This is a genomic window from Paenibacillus lycopersici (genome assembly GCF_010119935.1).
In the GTDB taxonomy this organism is placed as follows: Bacteria; Bacillota; Bacilli; order Paenibacillales; family Paenibacillaceae; genus Paenibacillus_Z; species Paenibacillus_Z lycopersici.
Genome location: NZ_CP048209.1, coordinates 3,891,022 through 3,907,379, shown reverse-complemented (window position 1 = coordinate 3,907,379; position 16,358 = coordinate 3,891,022). Strand labels below are relative to the sequence as shown.

At 61.2% G+C, this 16,358-nt stretch carries 9 protein-coding genes; 7 read left to right on the top strand and 2 right to left on the bottom strand.

Going from position 1 to position 16,358, the window contains the following annotated elements; genetic code table 11:
• Window positions 1-140: 140 nt before the first annotated feature.
• Together GXP70_RS17155 and GXP70_RS17150 are read left to right on the top strand one after the other, a co-directional pair.
• Window positions 141-950: a DUF2935 domain-containing protein gene (locus GXP70_RS17155; RefSeq protein WP_404822362.1), complete on the top strand. Its 810-nt coding sequence runs from the start codon at window positions 141-143 to the stop codon at window positions 948-950.
• A gap of 490 nt (window positions 951-1,440) precedes the next feature.
• Window positions 1,441-2,997 (top strand): ABC-F family ATP-binding cassette domain-containing protein, encoded by a 1,557-nt coding sequence (locus GXP70_RS17150; protein WP_162357958.1) that lies wholly within the window; start codon window positions 1,441-1,443, stop codon window positions 2,995-2,997.
• Between the two features lie 209 nt (window positions 2,998-3,206).
• Here GXP70_RS17150 and GXP70_RS17145 read toward each other — a convergent pair whose 3' ends face one another.
• Entirely contained in the window at window positions 3,207-4,067 is an 861-nt protein-coding gene (locus GXP70_RS17145) for a helix-turn-helix domain-containing protein (RefSeq protein WP_162357957.1), read from the bottom strand.
• Window positions 4,068-4,223: 156 nt separating this feature from the next.
• Between GXP70_RS17145 and GXP70_RS17140 the strand changes: the two genes are divergently transcribed.
• Complete coding sequence (locus GXP70_RS17140; protein ID WP_162357956.1) at window positions 4,224-7,040, top strand: alpha-L-rhamnosidase-related protein; 2,817 nt, start codon at window positions 4,224-4,226, stop codon at window positions 7,038-7,040.
• 76 nt (window positions 7,041-7,116) lie between these two features.
• Entirely contained in the window at window positions 7,117-9,534 is a 2,418-nt protein-coding gene (locus GXP70_RS17135) for a glycoside hydrolase family 95 protein (RefSeq protein WP_162357955.1), read from the top strand.
• A gap of 86 nt (window positions 9,535-9,620) precedes the next feature.
• Here GXP70_RS17135 and GXP70_RS17130 read toward each other — a convergent pair whose 3' ends face one another.
• Window positions 9,621-11,585: an ABC transporter substrate-binding protein gene (locus tag GXP70_RS17130; protein ID WP_162357954.1), complete on the bottom strand. Its 1,965-nt coding sequence runs from the start codon at window positions 11,583-11,585 to the stop codon at window positions 9,621-9,623.
• A 143-nt stretch (window positions 11,586-11,728) separates the two neighbouring features.
• Here GXP70_RS17130 and GXP70_RS17125 point away from each other — a divergent pair, with 143 nt between their 5' ends.
• The 3 genes from GXP70_RS17125 (at window position 11,729) to GXP70_RS17115 (ending at window position 16,243) form a co-directional block, all read left to right on the top strand.
• Complete coding sequence (locus GXP70_RS17125; protein ID WP_162357953.1) at window positions 11,729-13,276, top strand: DUF4153 domain-containing protein; 1,548 nt, start codon at window positions 11,729-11,731, stop codon at window positions 13,274-13,276.
• A gap of 606 nt (window positions 13,277-13,882) precedes the next feature.
• The gene (locus GXP70_RS17120) at window positions 13,883-15,658 is read left to right on the top strand and encodes a proline--tRNA ligase (RefSeq protein WP_162357952.1); all 1,776 of its coding nucleotides are present in this window, start codon (window positions 13,883-13,885) and stop codon (window positions 15,656-15,658) included.
• 117 nt (window positions 15,659-15,775) lie between these two features.
• Window positions 15,776-16,243: a GyrI-like domain-containing protein gene (locus GXP70_RS17115; RefSeq protein ID WP_162357951.1), complete on the top strand. Its 468-nt coding sequence runs from the start codon at window positions 15,776-15,778 to the stop codon at window positions 16,241-16,243.
• The last annotated feature ends 115 nt before the right edge of the window (window positions 16,244-16,358 follow it).

Here is a 16,358-nt window from a genome sequence, read left to right as displayed (position 1 = left end):
GCGAATGCAAATGCGAATGCAAATGCAAATGCAAATGCAAATGCAAATGCAAATGCGATTGCTGACGCATACGCATACGTACTTTACGCTGTCCCGGCCGCATAAGCTAAACGGGTGGATTCAACCGTGAAAGGTGGCGGCTGCGCGTGAACGGGAAGGACGCCGTATTATTCGAGCACCGGTTTTGGCTGCAGATCCTCGGGGACCATTGCCGGTTCATTCTGAACGCGCTGGCCCCTTCGGAGACGAAGGACATCGACATTGCGAAGCAGTTCATCCTGGCGTTCGACGAACTGCTGGTCCGCGCGAGAAACGCGCAGACGGACGCAGAGAGCGCGAACGTGACGGCCGAAGCGTACCCGCTGACGGAAGAGCTGCGGAATTTCAAGCTTTATCTGCTGGAGCGGATGCTGCTCGGGCGGCTTGTCTTCGGACTGACGCCGTCGTTCATCAACCATATGGTCAACGAGCTGGAGGAGTATGTACGCATTCTCGATGCGCTGAAGGAAGGAAAGCCGGTGCCCGTTTTCGGCGCGCTGCATCACGATCTGCTGTGGCTGACGGATGCGGCGTTCCATGCCGCGACGATTACGGGCGACCTTGACCCGGTCGAGAAACGGCTGCAGGATCGCAGCCGGACGTTCCGGAAGCATTTCGAAGATCTGTACTTGAAGAGCATCGAGCTGGCCGGTTACATGCGCACGCAGCTGCATGACTTTCCGGCGTTCCGGCGGTTTCATAAGGACGTGGATCTGGAGATGAACCTGTTCCGCAGCTTCCTGGCGGAACTGGAATCGTGGGAGCTGACGGACGAGGTGCTCGACAGCCTGACGCCGCTCGTGCCCGATCACATGCTGCGGGAAGAATGCTATTACTTGGGTAAACTCGCGGCGCTCGGACTCGTGCCGGCCCCGAACTGCGACCCGGACCGGCCGAGAGTCGGTTCCTGACGCGCCAACCGCGCGAGACACGCATAAGAAGGATGAGGCGGCCGTTTGACGGCCGGGTCTGCCCGCGGGCAGACCTTTTTTATCGTAGCGGGATCGATGGGGGGATCGTCCCAATCGCTCGGGCAGGTTAGGCTCGGCGGCAGAACGGCCATCGATGCAAGGGAGCGGACAGGAGATCCTTTATTTCGCCCGACATGCCAACATTCCTTGCTTCTCGGAGGCAATAACGGATCCTGTGTCCGAGCGCCAACCCGAAACGCCGGTTTCCATTCGAATAACGGATCCTCTGTCCGTGGCCTATAGAGGTTGTCTACTTCGGCGATGCGAGTTGTCGATTCGAATACGTTCTAGACAGTCTGGCGGCCGTTTGACGGCCGTCTTTTTGCGCAATTGCGTAAACGTTGCGGGATGCGGCGATTAATCATTGAGTTGTCCGGGGCGGAACGCTATAATATAACGAGGAAAAAGTCCAACAGAAAAGGTGTCATCGATGAGTATATTAAACGTAGAACGGCTCAGCCACGGCTTCGGCGACCGGGCGATCTTCAACGACGTCTCGTTCCGTCTGCTGAAAGGCGAGCATATCGGATTGATCGGCGCGAACGGCGAAGGCAAGTCCACTTTCATGAACATCATTACGGGCAAGCTTCAACCGGACGACGGCAAAGTGGAATGGTCGAAGCGGATGCGCGTCGGCTACTTGGACCAGCACGCGGTGCTGCAGCGCGGCCTGTCGATTCGCGACGTGCTGAAGGGCGCGTTCCAATACCTGTTCGACATGGAGCAGGAAATGAACGACATGTACGGCCGCATGGGCGAAGTGACGCCGGAAGAGCTGGAACAAATGCTGGAGGACGTCGGCACGATCCAGGACACGCTGACGAATCAGGATTTCTACATGATCGACGCCAAGATCGAAGAGACCGCGCGCGGCCTCGGCTTGACGGACATCGGCCTCGATAAGGACGTCACCGATCTGAGCGGCGGTCAGCGGACGAAGGTCCTGCTCGCGAAGCTGCTGCTGGAGAAGCCGGACATCCTGCTCCTCGACGAGCCGACCAACTATCTCGACGAACAGCATATCACCTGGTTGAAGCGCTACCTGCAGGAGTACGAGAATGCGTTCATTCTCATCTCCCATGACATTCCGTTCCTGAACAGCGTCATCAACCTGATCTACCATATGGAGAATCAAGAGCTGAACCGCTATGTCGGCGACTACGAGCATTTCCAGCAGGTGTACGAGATGAAGAAGCAGCAGCTGGAGTCGGCGTTCAAGCGCCAGCAGCAGGAAATCGCGGATTTGAAGGATTTCGTAGCGCGCAACAAAGCAAGCGTCGCGACGCGGAACATGGCGATGTCCCGTCAGAAGAAGCTTGACAAGATGGACGTCATCGAGCTGGCGAAGGAGAAGCCGAAACCGCAGTTCGGCTTCAAGGAAGGCCGGACGTCGGGCAAGCTGATCTTCGAGACGAACCAGCTGGTCATCGGCTACGATTCGCCGTTGTCGCGTCCGCTCGACCTGCGCATGGAACGCGGTCAGAAAATCGCCCTCGTCGGCGCGAACGGCATCGGGAAGACGACGCTGCTGCGCAGCATTCTCGGCGAGATCACGCCGATCTCCGGCACGGTACAGCGCGGCGAGCATCAACTGGTGGGATATTTCGAACAGGAAATCAAGGATGCCAATTACAACACGTGCATCGACGAAGTATGGAATGAATTCCCTTCGCTCAACCAGTTCGAAGTCCGCGCGGCGCTGGCGCGCTGCGGCTTGACGACGAAGCATATCGAGAGCAAGATCGCGGTGCTGAGCGGTGGCGAGAAGGCGAAAGTGCGCTTGTGCAAGCTGATCAACCGCGAGACGAACCTGCTCGTGCTCGACGAGCCGACGAACCACTTGGACGTCGACGCGAAGGACGAGCTGAAGCGCGCGCTGCAAGCGTACAAGGGCAGCATCCTGCTGATCTCCCACGAACCCGAGTTTTACCGTGACGTCGTGACCGACACGTGGAACTGCGAGACGTGGACGACGAAGGTGTTTTAAATCGCGTAAGCTGTAAATCGTATAGTATGTAATGAAACAGCCTGCTTCGCTGGGACGGTATGACCGTTGTGCGGGGCAGGTTTTTTTGAGGCCATATATTTAGGCTCTAGGTGAGACAGGTGATGGTCGGTTGCTGTGTTAGTAAATAGATTGGATCGCCTGCTTAAACGAAGACGGGTAGAAGCCAGCGGCATGAGCCTGCTTCACGTTCACCGCCTCGCCCGCCGGTACGCCGACGGCGTGCACCCCGCGAGCTGCTTGAACACGCGGTTGAAGCTCTTCAAATCCTTGTAACCCGCCTGCTCGGCGATGGCCGATACGCTCATGCCGGTCGTCTCCAGCCATTCGCAGCTGCGGCTGATGCGCTGCTGCTGCACGTATGCCAGGAACGTCTGGCCGGTGGTCCGCTTGAACAGCCGGCGAAAATGCCGCTCGCCGATGCCGGCCGCGGCGGCGGCTTGCGCCAGCGTGACGCCGCTGTCCGTGCAATGCCGGTCCAGCCAGGTCATGGCGCTCAGCATTTGCGCGTGCGCGGAATCGGCATTCGATGCGGCGCCGGGCTTGCGCTCGAACAGCTTGACGTGCAGCAGCAGCACCAAGGCGGTGAGCGCCGTTTTGCAGCCGGGCAATTGGCCGGCGTACTCTTGGAACATGCTGCGGAAGAGGCCGCCGATTTCCTCGGCTTGGTCCTTGAACGCGAACCACGGCTTCTCCGTTCCGCCGCTTGTCGGCGCGGCTGGCACAAGCAGTCCGTGAAGCGACTGCAGCTGCTTCAAATATTCCGCGTCGATCGCGCAATTGTAGACGACGAGCTGCGGCGCCGGCGGCTGGCCGGACGGACGGAAGATATGCGACGTGCCGACGGGCAGGTAGAACACGTCCCCGCGATGGACGCGCACCAGCTCATCCTCGATATAATGGAAGCCCGTGCCTTCCTCCACATAAATGATCTCCACGAAATCATGCGTATGCTGCCCGATATAGAAGCCTTCCTCCGTCCGGCTGACATAGATCGGCAGCTTGTCGGTGTAGAGCATTTTACCTTCCAGCATCAGTTTCGCCGGCTGCATGGGTACGGTCTCCTTCTGTAGCGGATGAGGTCCGGAATTGCCCTGTCTTTTGTCCGGAATAGCCCCATTCGATGATCGTTACATTCAGTATAATGAAGTGGAACCGGAAGTAAAGCCGAAGGAATAACGATGCGATAGAGGGAGCGTGCGGCATTCGTGAACATCAGATATGAAAGCGCCAATAAACAAGAAGCGAAGGCGATTTGGTACAACGACGACGGGCAGGAGCGCAACGCGTTCGCGCGGTTCAGACTAACGCTGGAGCTGGCGGACAAGCCGGAGGAGGCGCTGCTGCATCTGTTCGCCGATACGACGTACCAGCTGTTCGTCAACGGCGAATTCGTCCGGAACGGCGGCGTGAGGTTCGATCCGGCCCATCCGGTGTACGATACCCATGATTTGAGCGAATGGCTCGTCCCGGGCCGCAATGTCATCGCCGTACAGGTCAATTACGTGGGTCATAAAACGTTCATCACGATGAAATCACAGGCCGGTTTCAAGGCGTGGGGCGGCATTCGAATCGCCGGCGGCGAGGAATCAGACGTGACGACGGGGTATGCGGCATGGAAAGCCGAACCGGCGAAAGCGTACCGCTACGCGGCCAAATCGAGCTTGTTCCTGAAGGCGGGCGACTGCTACGATCAGCGTCTGGACGAGCCGGGCTGGACGGAAGCGGACTACGACGACGCCGGTTGGGCGCCGGGAGTCGAGCTGTCGAACCAGGCCGCATGGGGCCGACCGGAGCCGCGCGCGATCCCGTTCATGTCCGGGGAACCGGTCGCCGCCGAGCGGGTGCTTCACGTGCTGCCGCTGGAGCAGGACGAAGACGTCTATTCGTTCAGCGTCCCGATGCCGCATGTCAACGAAATTCACGAGCCGAACCTGACGAGCGCGTTCATGGCGGTGACGACATGGATCTATGCGCCGGAAGAGAAGTGGGCGACGGTCGGCCTGTTCTACCAGAAAACATGGCTGAACGGCGAGCCGATTGCGGCCGGCCTGTACTCCCCGAATAAAAGCATGCGGCTCAACCATCGCGTCCTGCTCCGCAAAGGCTGGAATCACTATTTCGCCGAGACGGGCGCGCTTCAAGATATGCATCATCATTATGTCGCTTTGCCGAAGGGAGGCGGCTTCGTCGTCTCGGCGGACCGGGATCCGGCGACGGGCATCGCGTTCAGACGTTCGCCGGTCGTCTCGGAGGCGTTGTTCGAGCGGGAGCTCCGCGGCATCGACCTGCCGTACCGAGCGGACGAAGCGCTGACCGGCGTCGGCGGCTGGGTCGCGGTCGGCTATGACGAGCAGGGGCAAAGCCCGACGATGGCAAGCGGCTGGGATACGTACGGCGAGCCGATCGACAAGCTGGAGCCGGCGGACTTGGAGAACGCGGCATTCCCGCTGGAACGCTACCCCGCAGGCTTCTCGCTGCTCATCGATCTGGGCATGACGCGGCTCGTGTCGCCGCGAATCGTGCTTGAGGGCGCCGGCGGCGCGGTGGTCGATCTGACGTACGGCGAGCATTTGAACGGAGACGGCAAGCATTTGCGACATTATCATTGGTACGGACTCGGCGATCGGGCTTACGGCGACGCGGAGCAAAATCTGCTCGATTGGCGGTTGACGCAGCCGAGAGGCTGCCGCTATGTGCAGCTCACCGTCCGGCATCCCCGGCGGGATGTCGCGCTTCGGGAGCTGGATCTGCGGTCGGCAAGCTATCCGGTGGAAGAGAAAGGACGCTTCAGCTGCTCCGATCCGCTGCTCGATCAGATATGGGCGATGGGCGTGCGCACGGAAGCCGTCAACATGGAGGATGCGTACACGGACTGCGTTACTCGCGAGCGCGGCCAGTACATTCGCGATACGATCATTCAATACCATAACAATTTGGCCGTCTTCGGCGATCAGGCCTTGATGCGCCGCTGCCTGGAGCTGATGGGGCAGTCGCCGGACGAGACGCGCAAATTCCGCGCGGTGTACCCGAATACCGGCGATTATACCATATCGGATTTCGCGCTGAATGCGCTGGAGGGCTTCTATGCCTACTACGCGCAGACGGGTGACAGCGGATTGATTGCACGATATTGGGGCGCGATGATGCGCAACTTGTCTTGGTTCCATGAGCTGGCGGACGAACGGGACGACCTGCTGCTGGATGCGGAGTGGGACGTCAAACGCGGCATTAAAGCCCACTACGGCGGTTTCCATGGCGATCTCGGCATTAAGGAAGGGTATATGGCGATTACCGGCATTCACTGCGTGTTCAGCATCACGTACCTGATCGCCTTGCAGAACGCCGCCAAGCTTGCGGCCGCCATCGGCCAAGACGACGACCGCGCCGAGCTGGAACGGCGGATCGCGATACTGACGCCGGCCATCCAGACGAAGTTCTGGGACGAGGCGAAAGGCTGCTACAGCGATAACCTGGACCGCAGTTCCCATTCGGCGCATGCCAGCCTGTTCGCGGCGCGAGCGGGCATCGTCACGGACGCGCAGCTGCCATCCGTGAAGTGGCATGTCGCGCATTCGCTTCGTTCTCTGTTCGTGAACGGCTACGGGCCCGAGAACGGCGTCTATGCATCGCCAAGCTTCTCGTTCTATATTTTCGAAGGGCTCTATTGCCTCGGACTCGCGGAAACCGCGGAAAATATGATGCGTCAAGGCTGGGGCTGGTTCCTCCAGCAAGGCTTGAAGCAGACGCCGGAATATTTCGATCTGTCGAACAGCTTATGCCATGCCTGGTCGTCCTGTCCGACGTATTTTCTCTCGCGGCATGTGCTCGGCATCCAGCTTCCGCAAGAAGGCGCGCGGGAAGTCGTCATTCGCGTGACGGCCTCGGGCGTGACGGAAGCCGAAGGCGCCGTTCCGCTCGCGGACGGACTCGTCGAGGTCAAATGGCATACGGATGCGGACGGGATGCGCGTGTTCGATTACGTCCGCGTGCCGGAATCGTACCAAGCCGTCATCGCGGGTTAAATCCCTTGACCGTCCTCCTCCAAGCGGCTACAGTTAATTGAAGGCCAATATGCAAAATATGGAGGAGGAACACCGGGTGGAGCTCAGGTATGGAAGGCCCGCGCGCGTATGGACGGAGGCGCTGCCGGTCGGCAACGGCCGGCTTGGCGCCATGGTATACGGCGGCGTGGAGCGCGAAGACATTCAGTTGAACGAAGATACGCTGTGGTCGGGGCATCCCCGCGACGGCAGCAATCCCCGCGCCAGAGAAGTGCTTCCGCAGGTGCGGCGTCTGATCGAGGAAGAGCGCTTCGCCGAAGCGGATCGGCTGTGCAAGGAAATGATGGGCCCGTATACGCAGGCGTACATGCCGCTCGGCCATTTGAGGCTGACATTCGAGCATGGCGGCGCGCATGCGGGCTATTCGCGCGCGCTCGATCTGGAGCGCGCGGTGACGACCGTGACCTATGCGATCGGCTCCGTCGTCTATACCCGCGAATTGTTCGCTTCGCATCCGGACGGCGTTATCGCGCTTCGCCTGCGCGCGAGCGAAGCCGGCAAGCTCAGCTTCCATGCCCGGCTGGACAGTCCGCTCCGGTACCGGACGCGAACGGAATCGGACCGTTACGCGATACGCGGCGTCGCGCCCGAACATGCGGCACCCAGCTATTACAGCGTGGACGAGCCGCTCGTCTACGGCGATCCGTACACGTCCGAGGCGATCTCGTTCGATGGCTGCCTGAAGGCCGCGGTTAGCGGCGTGGACGGCTTCTCGTGGGCGGACGGCGACGGGCTGCATGTCATCGGCGCGACGGAAGCCGTTCTGTATTGGAGCGCCGCGACAAGCTTCGACGGGTACGATCGGATGCCGCGCAGCGAAGGGAAGGAGCCTGGCCCGATCGCGGCCGGCGCCGTGGAAGCCGCTTGGGCGATGCCTTACGAGACGCTGCTGGAGCGCCATATCGCCGATTACGGCGCCTTGTTCGGCCGCGTTTCGTTGAAGCTGGGGGCTTCCGCCGCACCGGCGGGCATGGCTGCCGATGAGCGGATCGCCGTGTATGGCGCGAAGGATCCCGGACTGGTCGAGCTGCTGTTCCAATACGGACGTTACCTGATGATCGCCAGCTCGCGCCCGGGCACGCAGCCGGCGAATTTGCAGGGCATCTGGAATCAGGAGACCCGCCCGCCGTGGAGCAGCAATTATACGGTCAATATCAATACGCAGATGAATTACTGGCCGGCCGAGAACTGCAATTTGGCGGAATGCCATCTGCCGCTGCTTGCGTTCGTCGAGCAGCTGGCCGAGAAGGGCAAGCGGACGGCTTCCGTCAATTACGGCACGCGCGGCTGGACGACGCATCATAACACCGATTTGTGGGCGCAGACCGACCCGGTCGGCGATTACGGCCACGGGGATCCGATCTGGGTAAGCTGGCCGATGGGCGGCGTCTGGCTGTGCCAGCATTTATGGGAGCATTACGCATTCGGCGGCGATCTGGCTTACCTGCGCGGCCGGGCGTATCCCGTGATGAAGGAAGCCGCGCTGTTCTGCCTCGATTGGCTGGTCGAAGACGGCGCAGGCCGGCTGGTGACGATGCCTTCGACGTCGCCGGAGCATAAATTCCGCACGGCCGAAGGCGGGCTTGCCGCCGTGTCGAGCGCGTCGGCGATGGATCTCGAGCTGATCTGGGATTTATTCACGAACTGTATGGAAGCCGCGTCCATCCTGGGCGAGGACGGGGATTTCGCGGCGGAGCTCGCTAGCTCGCGGGAGCGGCTGCTGCCTCTCGCAATCGGCAAGCATGGCCAGCTTCAAGAGTGGACGAGCGGGGATTTCGGAGACGAAGACGTTCATCACCGCCATGTGTCGCATCTGTTCGGCGTCTATCCGGGCCGTCAGCTGACGGCGGAAGCCGCGCCGGCGTTGTTCGAAGCGGCCAAGCAGTCGTTGGAGCGCCGGGGCGACGGCGGGACGGGCTGGAGCCTCGGCTGGAAAATCTCCCTCTGGGCTCGTTTCGGCGACGGGAACCGCGCGCTCGGCTTGATCGGTAACTTGCTGAAGCTCGTCCGGGAGGACGAGCCGGACAATTACCATTCCGGCGGCGTCTATCCGAACCTGTTCGACGCGCATCCGCCGTTCCAGATCGACGGCAATTTCGCGGCGTCGGCCGGCATTGCCGAGATGCTGCTGCAATCCCACCAAGGCGAGCTTCGGCTGCTGCCTTCGCTGCCCGACGCCTGGCCGGAGGGCCGGGTTAGCGGCTTGCGCGCCCGTGGCGGCTTCGAGGTCAGCCTGCGCTGGTCGGCCGGCCGTTTGGCCGAAGCCGAGCTGCTCTCGCTGGGCGGGACGACTTGCGTCATCGCAGCCGAAGGCCCTGTAACCGTGGCGCTGCTGATCGGCGAAGGCGATCGCGCATCGGAGCCGGTCGAGCCGGAGCCGGCAGAAGGCCTGGCGGCCGGCCGGATGCGATTCCGCACCGATGCCGGAAGGCGTTATGTGATTACGCCGGTATAAGGCGGCAGAGGCGATCTGCGCAGACGAGTACGCGCGTGAATATGGACGAAATAGAAGGACGCCTTTGCAAGGCGTCCTTCGTTGCGTCACTGCAGGCTCATCGCGTCTCGATCCTGCTCGTCCCCGCTCGTCCTGTCCGGCAGTTCGGCCGGTTTGAACCACAGGTCGCGGAACCGGACCCAGCCCAGCGATTCCAGGGCGATGCCGCGAACGGACGGGTGAAACGCGGTTTTCAGATGCTTGCGGTACAGGAACAGGAGGCGGTGCGTCGAGCGCAGCTCCGATTCCATCCCGATCAGCATCCGGTTCCGCAGCTCGGCATCCCGCATCACCATGATTTCGGCGAGCTTGCGCTCGAACGCCTGCTGCGTTGCCGGCAGCAGATGATGCAGCATGCTCTTGAACAGCTCGATAAGCCGCAGCTCGCGATGCTCGTCCAGCATGACCGCGAACAGCAGCAGATCGGCGGACAGCCGCGACTCGCCCTTGAACATTTCGGCGGGGAGCAGCTCGATCTCCAGCCGTATGCCGGCGTGCAGGCATTCATCGCGCACGAGCTCGGCGTCGGCTTGATACTGGGGGATCGTCGCCAGCACGATCCGCTCGCCTGCGTATCCGGATGCGGCAAGCTGCTCCGGGCAAGTATTCGCTGCGTCCGCGCGACGGCTGTCAGCTTGCAGCCCGCGCAGCTTCCATGCGCCGCACTCGGCGTTCCCGTCAAGGCTGCCGGTCCGAACCGCATCCCGTTCCGACGCATCGCCTTCAGCGTCTCCGCCGATGCTGCCGTCCGCCCGGACGTCAAGTTCCGGCCAGAAGCTGTTCGTCGCTTCGATCACGTCGCCGGACAGCCGCTCGATCAACTTCGCCCGATCGAGCGCCAGATCGACCGCCTCGCGGACGGCCGGATTGCGCAAAGGGCCGTCCCGCAGCTCGTTGACGGTAATGAACTTGCAGGTCGTGCCGGACTGCCGCACCTGCTGTAGCTGCTCCGAAGCGGCCTCCGTCAAGCGGACGTTGTGCATGACTTGAAACGCCGGCGGCTCGTCTTCCGTTCCGAAGCTCGACGGATCCGGCTCCGTCCACACCTCCACGACGTCGAGAAACCCTCTGCCTTGAAAATACCCCTCGTTCGCTTCAAGCGTATATACGCCATGCGCGCTGCCGGCAAGCCGGAAAGGCCCCGTTCCGACGGGGGCGCTCCCGAATCCGGCGCTCTCCGGCCCGGACATGACCGGGACGATGGACGCCCGGTTCGTCGTCAGGAACGACAGGAACAATTCGTTCGGCGCCCGCAGCCGGAACGTCACGGTCCGTTCATCCGGGGTAACGATGTCCGCGATATCGCCGTACGCCCAATAAAACAGTCCTCTCGGCGCAAGCTGCCGAATCCGGTCGAAGGTATATTTCACATCCGCGGACGTGAACTCGCGCCCATGATGGAACCGGACGCCTTTGCGCAGGAAGAAGGTCCAGATTTGCCTCGAGGCATCCGTCTCCCACGCATGGGCAAGCTGCGGCAATGCTTCGTTGCCGCTTGGACTCATCCTGACCAAGCTGTCGAACAGCTGGTTGACGAGATGGGATTCGCCTGCGAAGTGCATGTCAGTGGGATCCAGGGCGCGAATATGCTGGGGAAGCGGAAACCGCAGCACATCGAGCCGCCGTTCCCCGCGTACTTCGGAATGGAAGCCGAACCGGCCCGACAGCCAGGCTTGAAATTTGGCCCGAAGCCCGCTACCGGCAGGATCGATCTCCTGCAAGTAGGAGACGGCGCGCCGTAAATCTTGTTTCTCCGCGATTTCCTGCGCTTCCGCCAGCGTCTGCTCCTCCTTGGTGGCCAGGAAGCGCAGGATCGAACGGTTGCCGCGGCCGCGTCTCGGTTCCCAGCTCAGCCAGCCTTCGCGCTGCATGCGCTGCAGCAGCAGCACCATGTTCCGGTGCGTGCAGTCGAGCGCTTCCGCCAGCTCCAGCGTGGTCGCTTCGATCGGTTCGCGTTCTTGCGCGAGCGGGTACAGGCCGCGAAGCGCCAGATAATGCCGTCTAATTTTCATGCGATGCGTCTCCTTGCCTGTGCGATTCTAAAATATGAAAGGACAACAAAATAACTTTCACTTTTTGTTCCTATTTTATCGGCTACAATAAATGGAAGCAAGTCATCCGCGCTTACGTCGGCGCAATTGCAAGGAGTGAGACGATGCGAAATCCGGCGCCATGGCAGCGGAGATACGAGAATATCGCTTTGCTGTCGATGCTGTTTGGAATCGTCAGCCAATATTTATTCGTCGGGAACGGGTTCAACGTGAACGTGCCGTTGTTCGTAATCGCGTTCTACGGCTTGTTCTTCTATGCGGTCAGAGGCAGAATCGGCGGGTTCGAACAGTGGCGGGGCCAGACCAGGTCCGGCTGGCTGCTCAGCGTGCCCGTGGCGTTGCTGTCCTTGACGTTCGCCTTATACGACAATGCGTTCTTCCATCGCCTGAACGTGATCATGCTTCCGGCGCTTGCGGCCGCGCAGACCGTGCTGCTGACGAGGAGCAGCGCCAAGCCTTGGTATCGCGGCGGGTTCTACGTCGATGTGCTGCATCTGGCGCTGCTGAAGCCGAGTGCATATATCGGCATTCCGTTCGGCCTGCTCAACGACCGGCTGCTGCCGAAATCCGAAGCCGGCGCCAATACGGCGTCAGGCAAGCTGCGGCGGATATTGTTCGGCCTGCTGCTGGCGGCGCCGCTGCTCGGACTCGTCATCGGCCTGCTCGCTTCCGCGGACCGGATATTCAATTCGCTGGTTTGGCGCATTCCGCGGCTGTTGTTCCACTGGAATCTGTTCGACGGCTTCATCCGGATTTTCGTCGGCGCGTTGTTCGCTTGGTACGCATTCTGCTATCTGTGGGCGCTGCTGTTCAATCGGAGCGGGGATCACAGGGCGGATGGGATCGGCGGCGGCTTGCAAAGCCGGCCGGTTATGAGCGCCGAGGCGAAACGGGAACCGTTCGCGCTTGACCCGCTGACCGCCTGCACGCTGCTGATCAGCATCAATCTTGTCTATGTCGTCTTCGCCATCATTCAATTCTCGTATTTGTTCGGGGCTGCGAGAGGACTCCTGCCGGACGACGTCGCCTACGCCGAATATGCGAGACAAGGCTTCGCGCAGCTGATCGCCGCGGCGCTTATCAACTTGATCCTGCTGCTGTGCGGGCTGCATCTCGTCAAACGCGGCGAACGGATCGGCGAGCTGGTGCGCAAGCTGTCGCTCAGCCTGCTTGTCGGCTGCACCGTCATCATGCTCGTATCCGCGTTCAGCCGGCTGTCGCTCTATGAACAAGCGTACGGATATACGCAGACGAGGCTGCTCGTGCACGGGTTCATGGTGTTCCTCTGCTTCATTCTGGCGGCGTCGCTGCTGCGGATATGGCGGGAGCGATTCTCGCTGGCCAAAACGTACATCGCGCTTGGCATCGCGGCTTACCTGGCGATGAATTTCGCGAATCTCGATGCGATCATTGCGGAACGCAATTGCGACCGTTATGCCGCAAGCGGAGAGATCGATACCGCCTATCTCGGCACGTTGTCGGCGGATGCGCTGCCGGCGCTGATCAAGCTTCAAGCCGGACATCCGGACGCTATCGAAGGGCTGGAGGAAGCGATCGCGGGCATTCGAATGGGTACGGCCGAGGGAGGAAGCTGGCCGAGCTGGAACTTGTCCAAATGGAGAGCGGGAAGCACGGACATCGTTGATAATTAATGATCTAAACAATGGTGAAATAGAATAATTAATGCCGCTAATGATTTGTTTATATGCGCAAATCGACGGACGGAGTCGAGCGGGGTCGAACGGCAAAAAAAGTAGTCGAACTGTACGAAAATCGTGTTTACGTTAAGAAGAGCATGCGTCGAACGGACGCGAATGGCGGCAATGTTATCGGCGCGGTTACCGGCCTCTTGACAATCGTCCAGAACCTGTTGTATTTTTAGAACCAATCATCAACGACCGTAATCAAGGACATGCCGTTCGAGCACAAGCCGCGTACAGAGAGGAAGCCCACGTTGAGAAGCTTCCCGCGGCCGCCGGACAGTCCCGCCTTGTAGTCGCTGCAAAGAAAGCCGAGTATTTGCAGCCGGGAGATCCCCGTTATCCAAGCCAGAGCGCCGATCGGCGGACATTCGTCCGCGATCCGGCTGAATTTGGGGTGGTACCGCGAGCACGCACTCGTCCCTTGACCGGGGACGGGTGCGTGTTTTTTTGCATTCTTGCGTTCGCGGCATACGCATGGTCATGCCGCGAATGTACGGATTCGGGTTCACGAAGCTGTATCGCGAATAATCTGGGTTCAGAAAATGGAGGTTCATTATGCGACAACAAACGATGCTTATGCCGACGATGCGGGATACGCCGGCCGATGCGGAAGCCGTCAGCCATCGGATGCTCGTCAAAGGCGGCTTCATCCGCCAGCTGTCTGCCGGCGTCTATTCGTTCCTGCCGCTGGGGCGGCGCGTGCTGCGGAACGTAGAACGGATCGTCCGCGAGGAGATGGAGCGGACAGGCGCGCAGGAAGTGCTGTTGCCGGCGATGCAGCCCGCCGATCTGTGGCGGCAGTCGGGCAGGTACGAGGTGTACGGTCCGGAGCTGGTTCGCCTGCGCGACCGCGGCGACCGGGAAATCGTGCTCGGCCCGACGCACGAAGAGGTCATAACGGATCTTATCGGTCAAGAGGTGTCGACGTACCGCAAGCTGCCGGTTACGCTGTTCCAAATCCAGACGAAATTCCGCGACGAGCGCCGTCCGCGCTTCGGCTTGCTGCGCGGCAGGGAATTCGTCATGAAGGACGCCTATTCGTTCTCTGCCGATTGGGAGAGTCTCGACGCGACGTACCGGGCGATGTACGACGCGTATCATCGGATTTTCGAACGGTGCGGCTTGGCGTTCCGGGCGGTGGAAGCCGATGCCGGCGCGATCGGCGGCGAGGGCGGCACGCATGAGTTCATGGCGATCGCCGCTTCCGGCGAAGACGATGTCGTGGTTTGCAGCCACTGCGAATACGCAGCCAACATGGAGAAGGCGGCCGGACGCGGAACGGCGGCCGGCGCCGGTCTCGGCGGCACTCGCGAGTCTTCCGTGCATGGCGCGGCCGACGAAGCGGAGGAAGCCGTGCCGGGCATGGAGAAATTCCATACGCCGAAGCTGCACAGCATCGCGGATCTGGAAGCGGCGCTCGGCATTCGCGGCGACGAATTGATCAAGACGCTGATCTTCATGGCGGACGGCAAGCCTGTCGCGGTGCTCGTCCGCGGGGACCGTACGCTGAACGAGACGAAGGTGAAGAATGCGCTCGGCGCCAACGAGCTTGAGCTGGCGGACGGCGGGACCGTGCTGGCGGCAACGGGCGCGGCAATCGGCTTCGCCGGCCCGGCCGGGCTGCGCATTCCGCTGCTCGTCGATCTGGAAGTCGCCGCGATGCGCCGCGGCGTCGCCGGCGCGAACGAAACCGACTATCATATCCGGCATGTCGTGCCGGGCAGGGATTTTCCGCTGTCCGTTGTCGGCGATTACCGCAACGCGGAGGAAGGCGAGGCATGCCCGAATTGCGCGCAAGGCGCGCTGCAGGTGATCCGCGGCATCGAAATCGGCCATGTGTTCAAGCTCGGCACGAAGTACAGCGAATCGCTGAACGCCCGGTTCACGGATGCCGGCGGCGAGAGCCATCCGTTCATTATGGGCTGCTACGGCATCGGGGTGACGAGGCTGCTATCCGCCGTCATCGAGCAGCGGCACGACGACAACGGCATGCTGTGGCCTGTCGGGCTGGCGCCGTTCCAGGTCCATGTCATTCCGGTCTCGCATCAGGATGCAGCGCAGATGGAGGCGGCGAACCGGCTGTACGAGCAATTACGGTCAGATGGCGTCGAGGCGCTGCTCGACGACCGGAGCGAACGGCTCGGCGTGAAGCTGAAGGATGCCGATCTGATCGGCATTCCGCTCCGGATTGTCATCGGCAGAGGAATTGCCGACGGCCAGGTCGAATGGAAAGAGCGGGGCAGCGGCGAGCCGGCCGTGAACATTGCGGCGGAGGATGCCGGCGCGGCCGTTCGCAAATGGCTGGATGCCGCCCGACAGTCGCTAGGCTAGTACAGCCGTTCGCGGCTGGCTGAGCGTTCGATGGACGCGACGCGTAAGCAATCATTCGCAGCTGGCCGGGCGCTCGGCATTCGCGAAACTAATGAAGCCGGAAAAGGAGACGATTCGATGAGTTTGCAATGGCATATGACTGACCAGCCGTTCAACGTCACGCTGCACGGCGTTTCGAAGCAAGTACCTCCGGGAGACGATTACGGAACGACGATCAAGGAGCTGCTCGACAAGCTTTGGGCGGAAGTGCGCGGCCAAGCGCTGCCGAACCGCGGGTTGACCCATATGGTTTACGAGGAAGACGGCACGGTGTTCGTCGGCGTGGAGCTGGAGCTTCCGGCATCGCGCGGCGAAGGCGCTGTAGATGGCGTCCCGAATTTGGCGAAGCGCGCCTGGACGCTGAACGAATACGCCTACTGCGTTCATCGCGGTCACTACGGCGGTCTGGGCCGCACTTACGATGAACTGCATGCGGCCGTATCGGCAGCCGGACGCCAATGCAAGAAGCCGCTCGTCGAAGCGTACGGCCATTGGAAGGAAGACGAGTCGCAGATGGAAACCGGGATCTATTTCTCGCTCGCTTGACGAGCAGATCCTGTACAAGCAAGCCCCGAACAAGCGTACCCGGTACAAGCAAGCCCCTAACAAGCATGCCCGGTACAAGCAAGCCCGAAAAGAGCCATGCATACCCTCGCATAGC

Coding starts and splice junctions, on each gene's coding strand:
- GXP70_RS17150 (WP_162357958.1), top strand. CDS start 1,441: ATGAGTATATTAAACGTAGAACGGCTCAGCCACGGCTTCGGCGACCGG.
- GXP70_RS17145 (WP_162357957.1), bottom strand. CDS start 4,067: ATGCAGCCGGCGAAACTGATGCTGGAAGGTAAAATGCTCTACACCGAC.
- GXP70_RS17130 (WP_162357954.1), bottom strand. CDS start 11,585: ATGAAAATTAGACGGCATTATCTGGCGCTTCGCGGCCTGTACCCGCTC.
- GXP70_RS17125 (WP_162357953.1), top strand. CDS start 11,729: ATGCGAAATCCGGCGCCATGGCAGCGGAGATACGAGAATATCGCTTTG.
- GXP70_RS17120 (WP_162357952.1), top strand. CDS start 13,883: ATGCGACAACAAACGATGCTTATGCCGACGATGCGGGATACGCCGGCC.
- GXP70_RS17115 (WP_162357951.1), top strand. CDS start 15,776: ATGAGTTTGCAATGGCATATGACTGACCAGCCGTTCAACGTCACGCTG.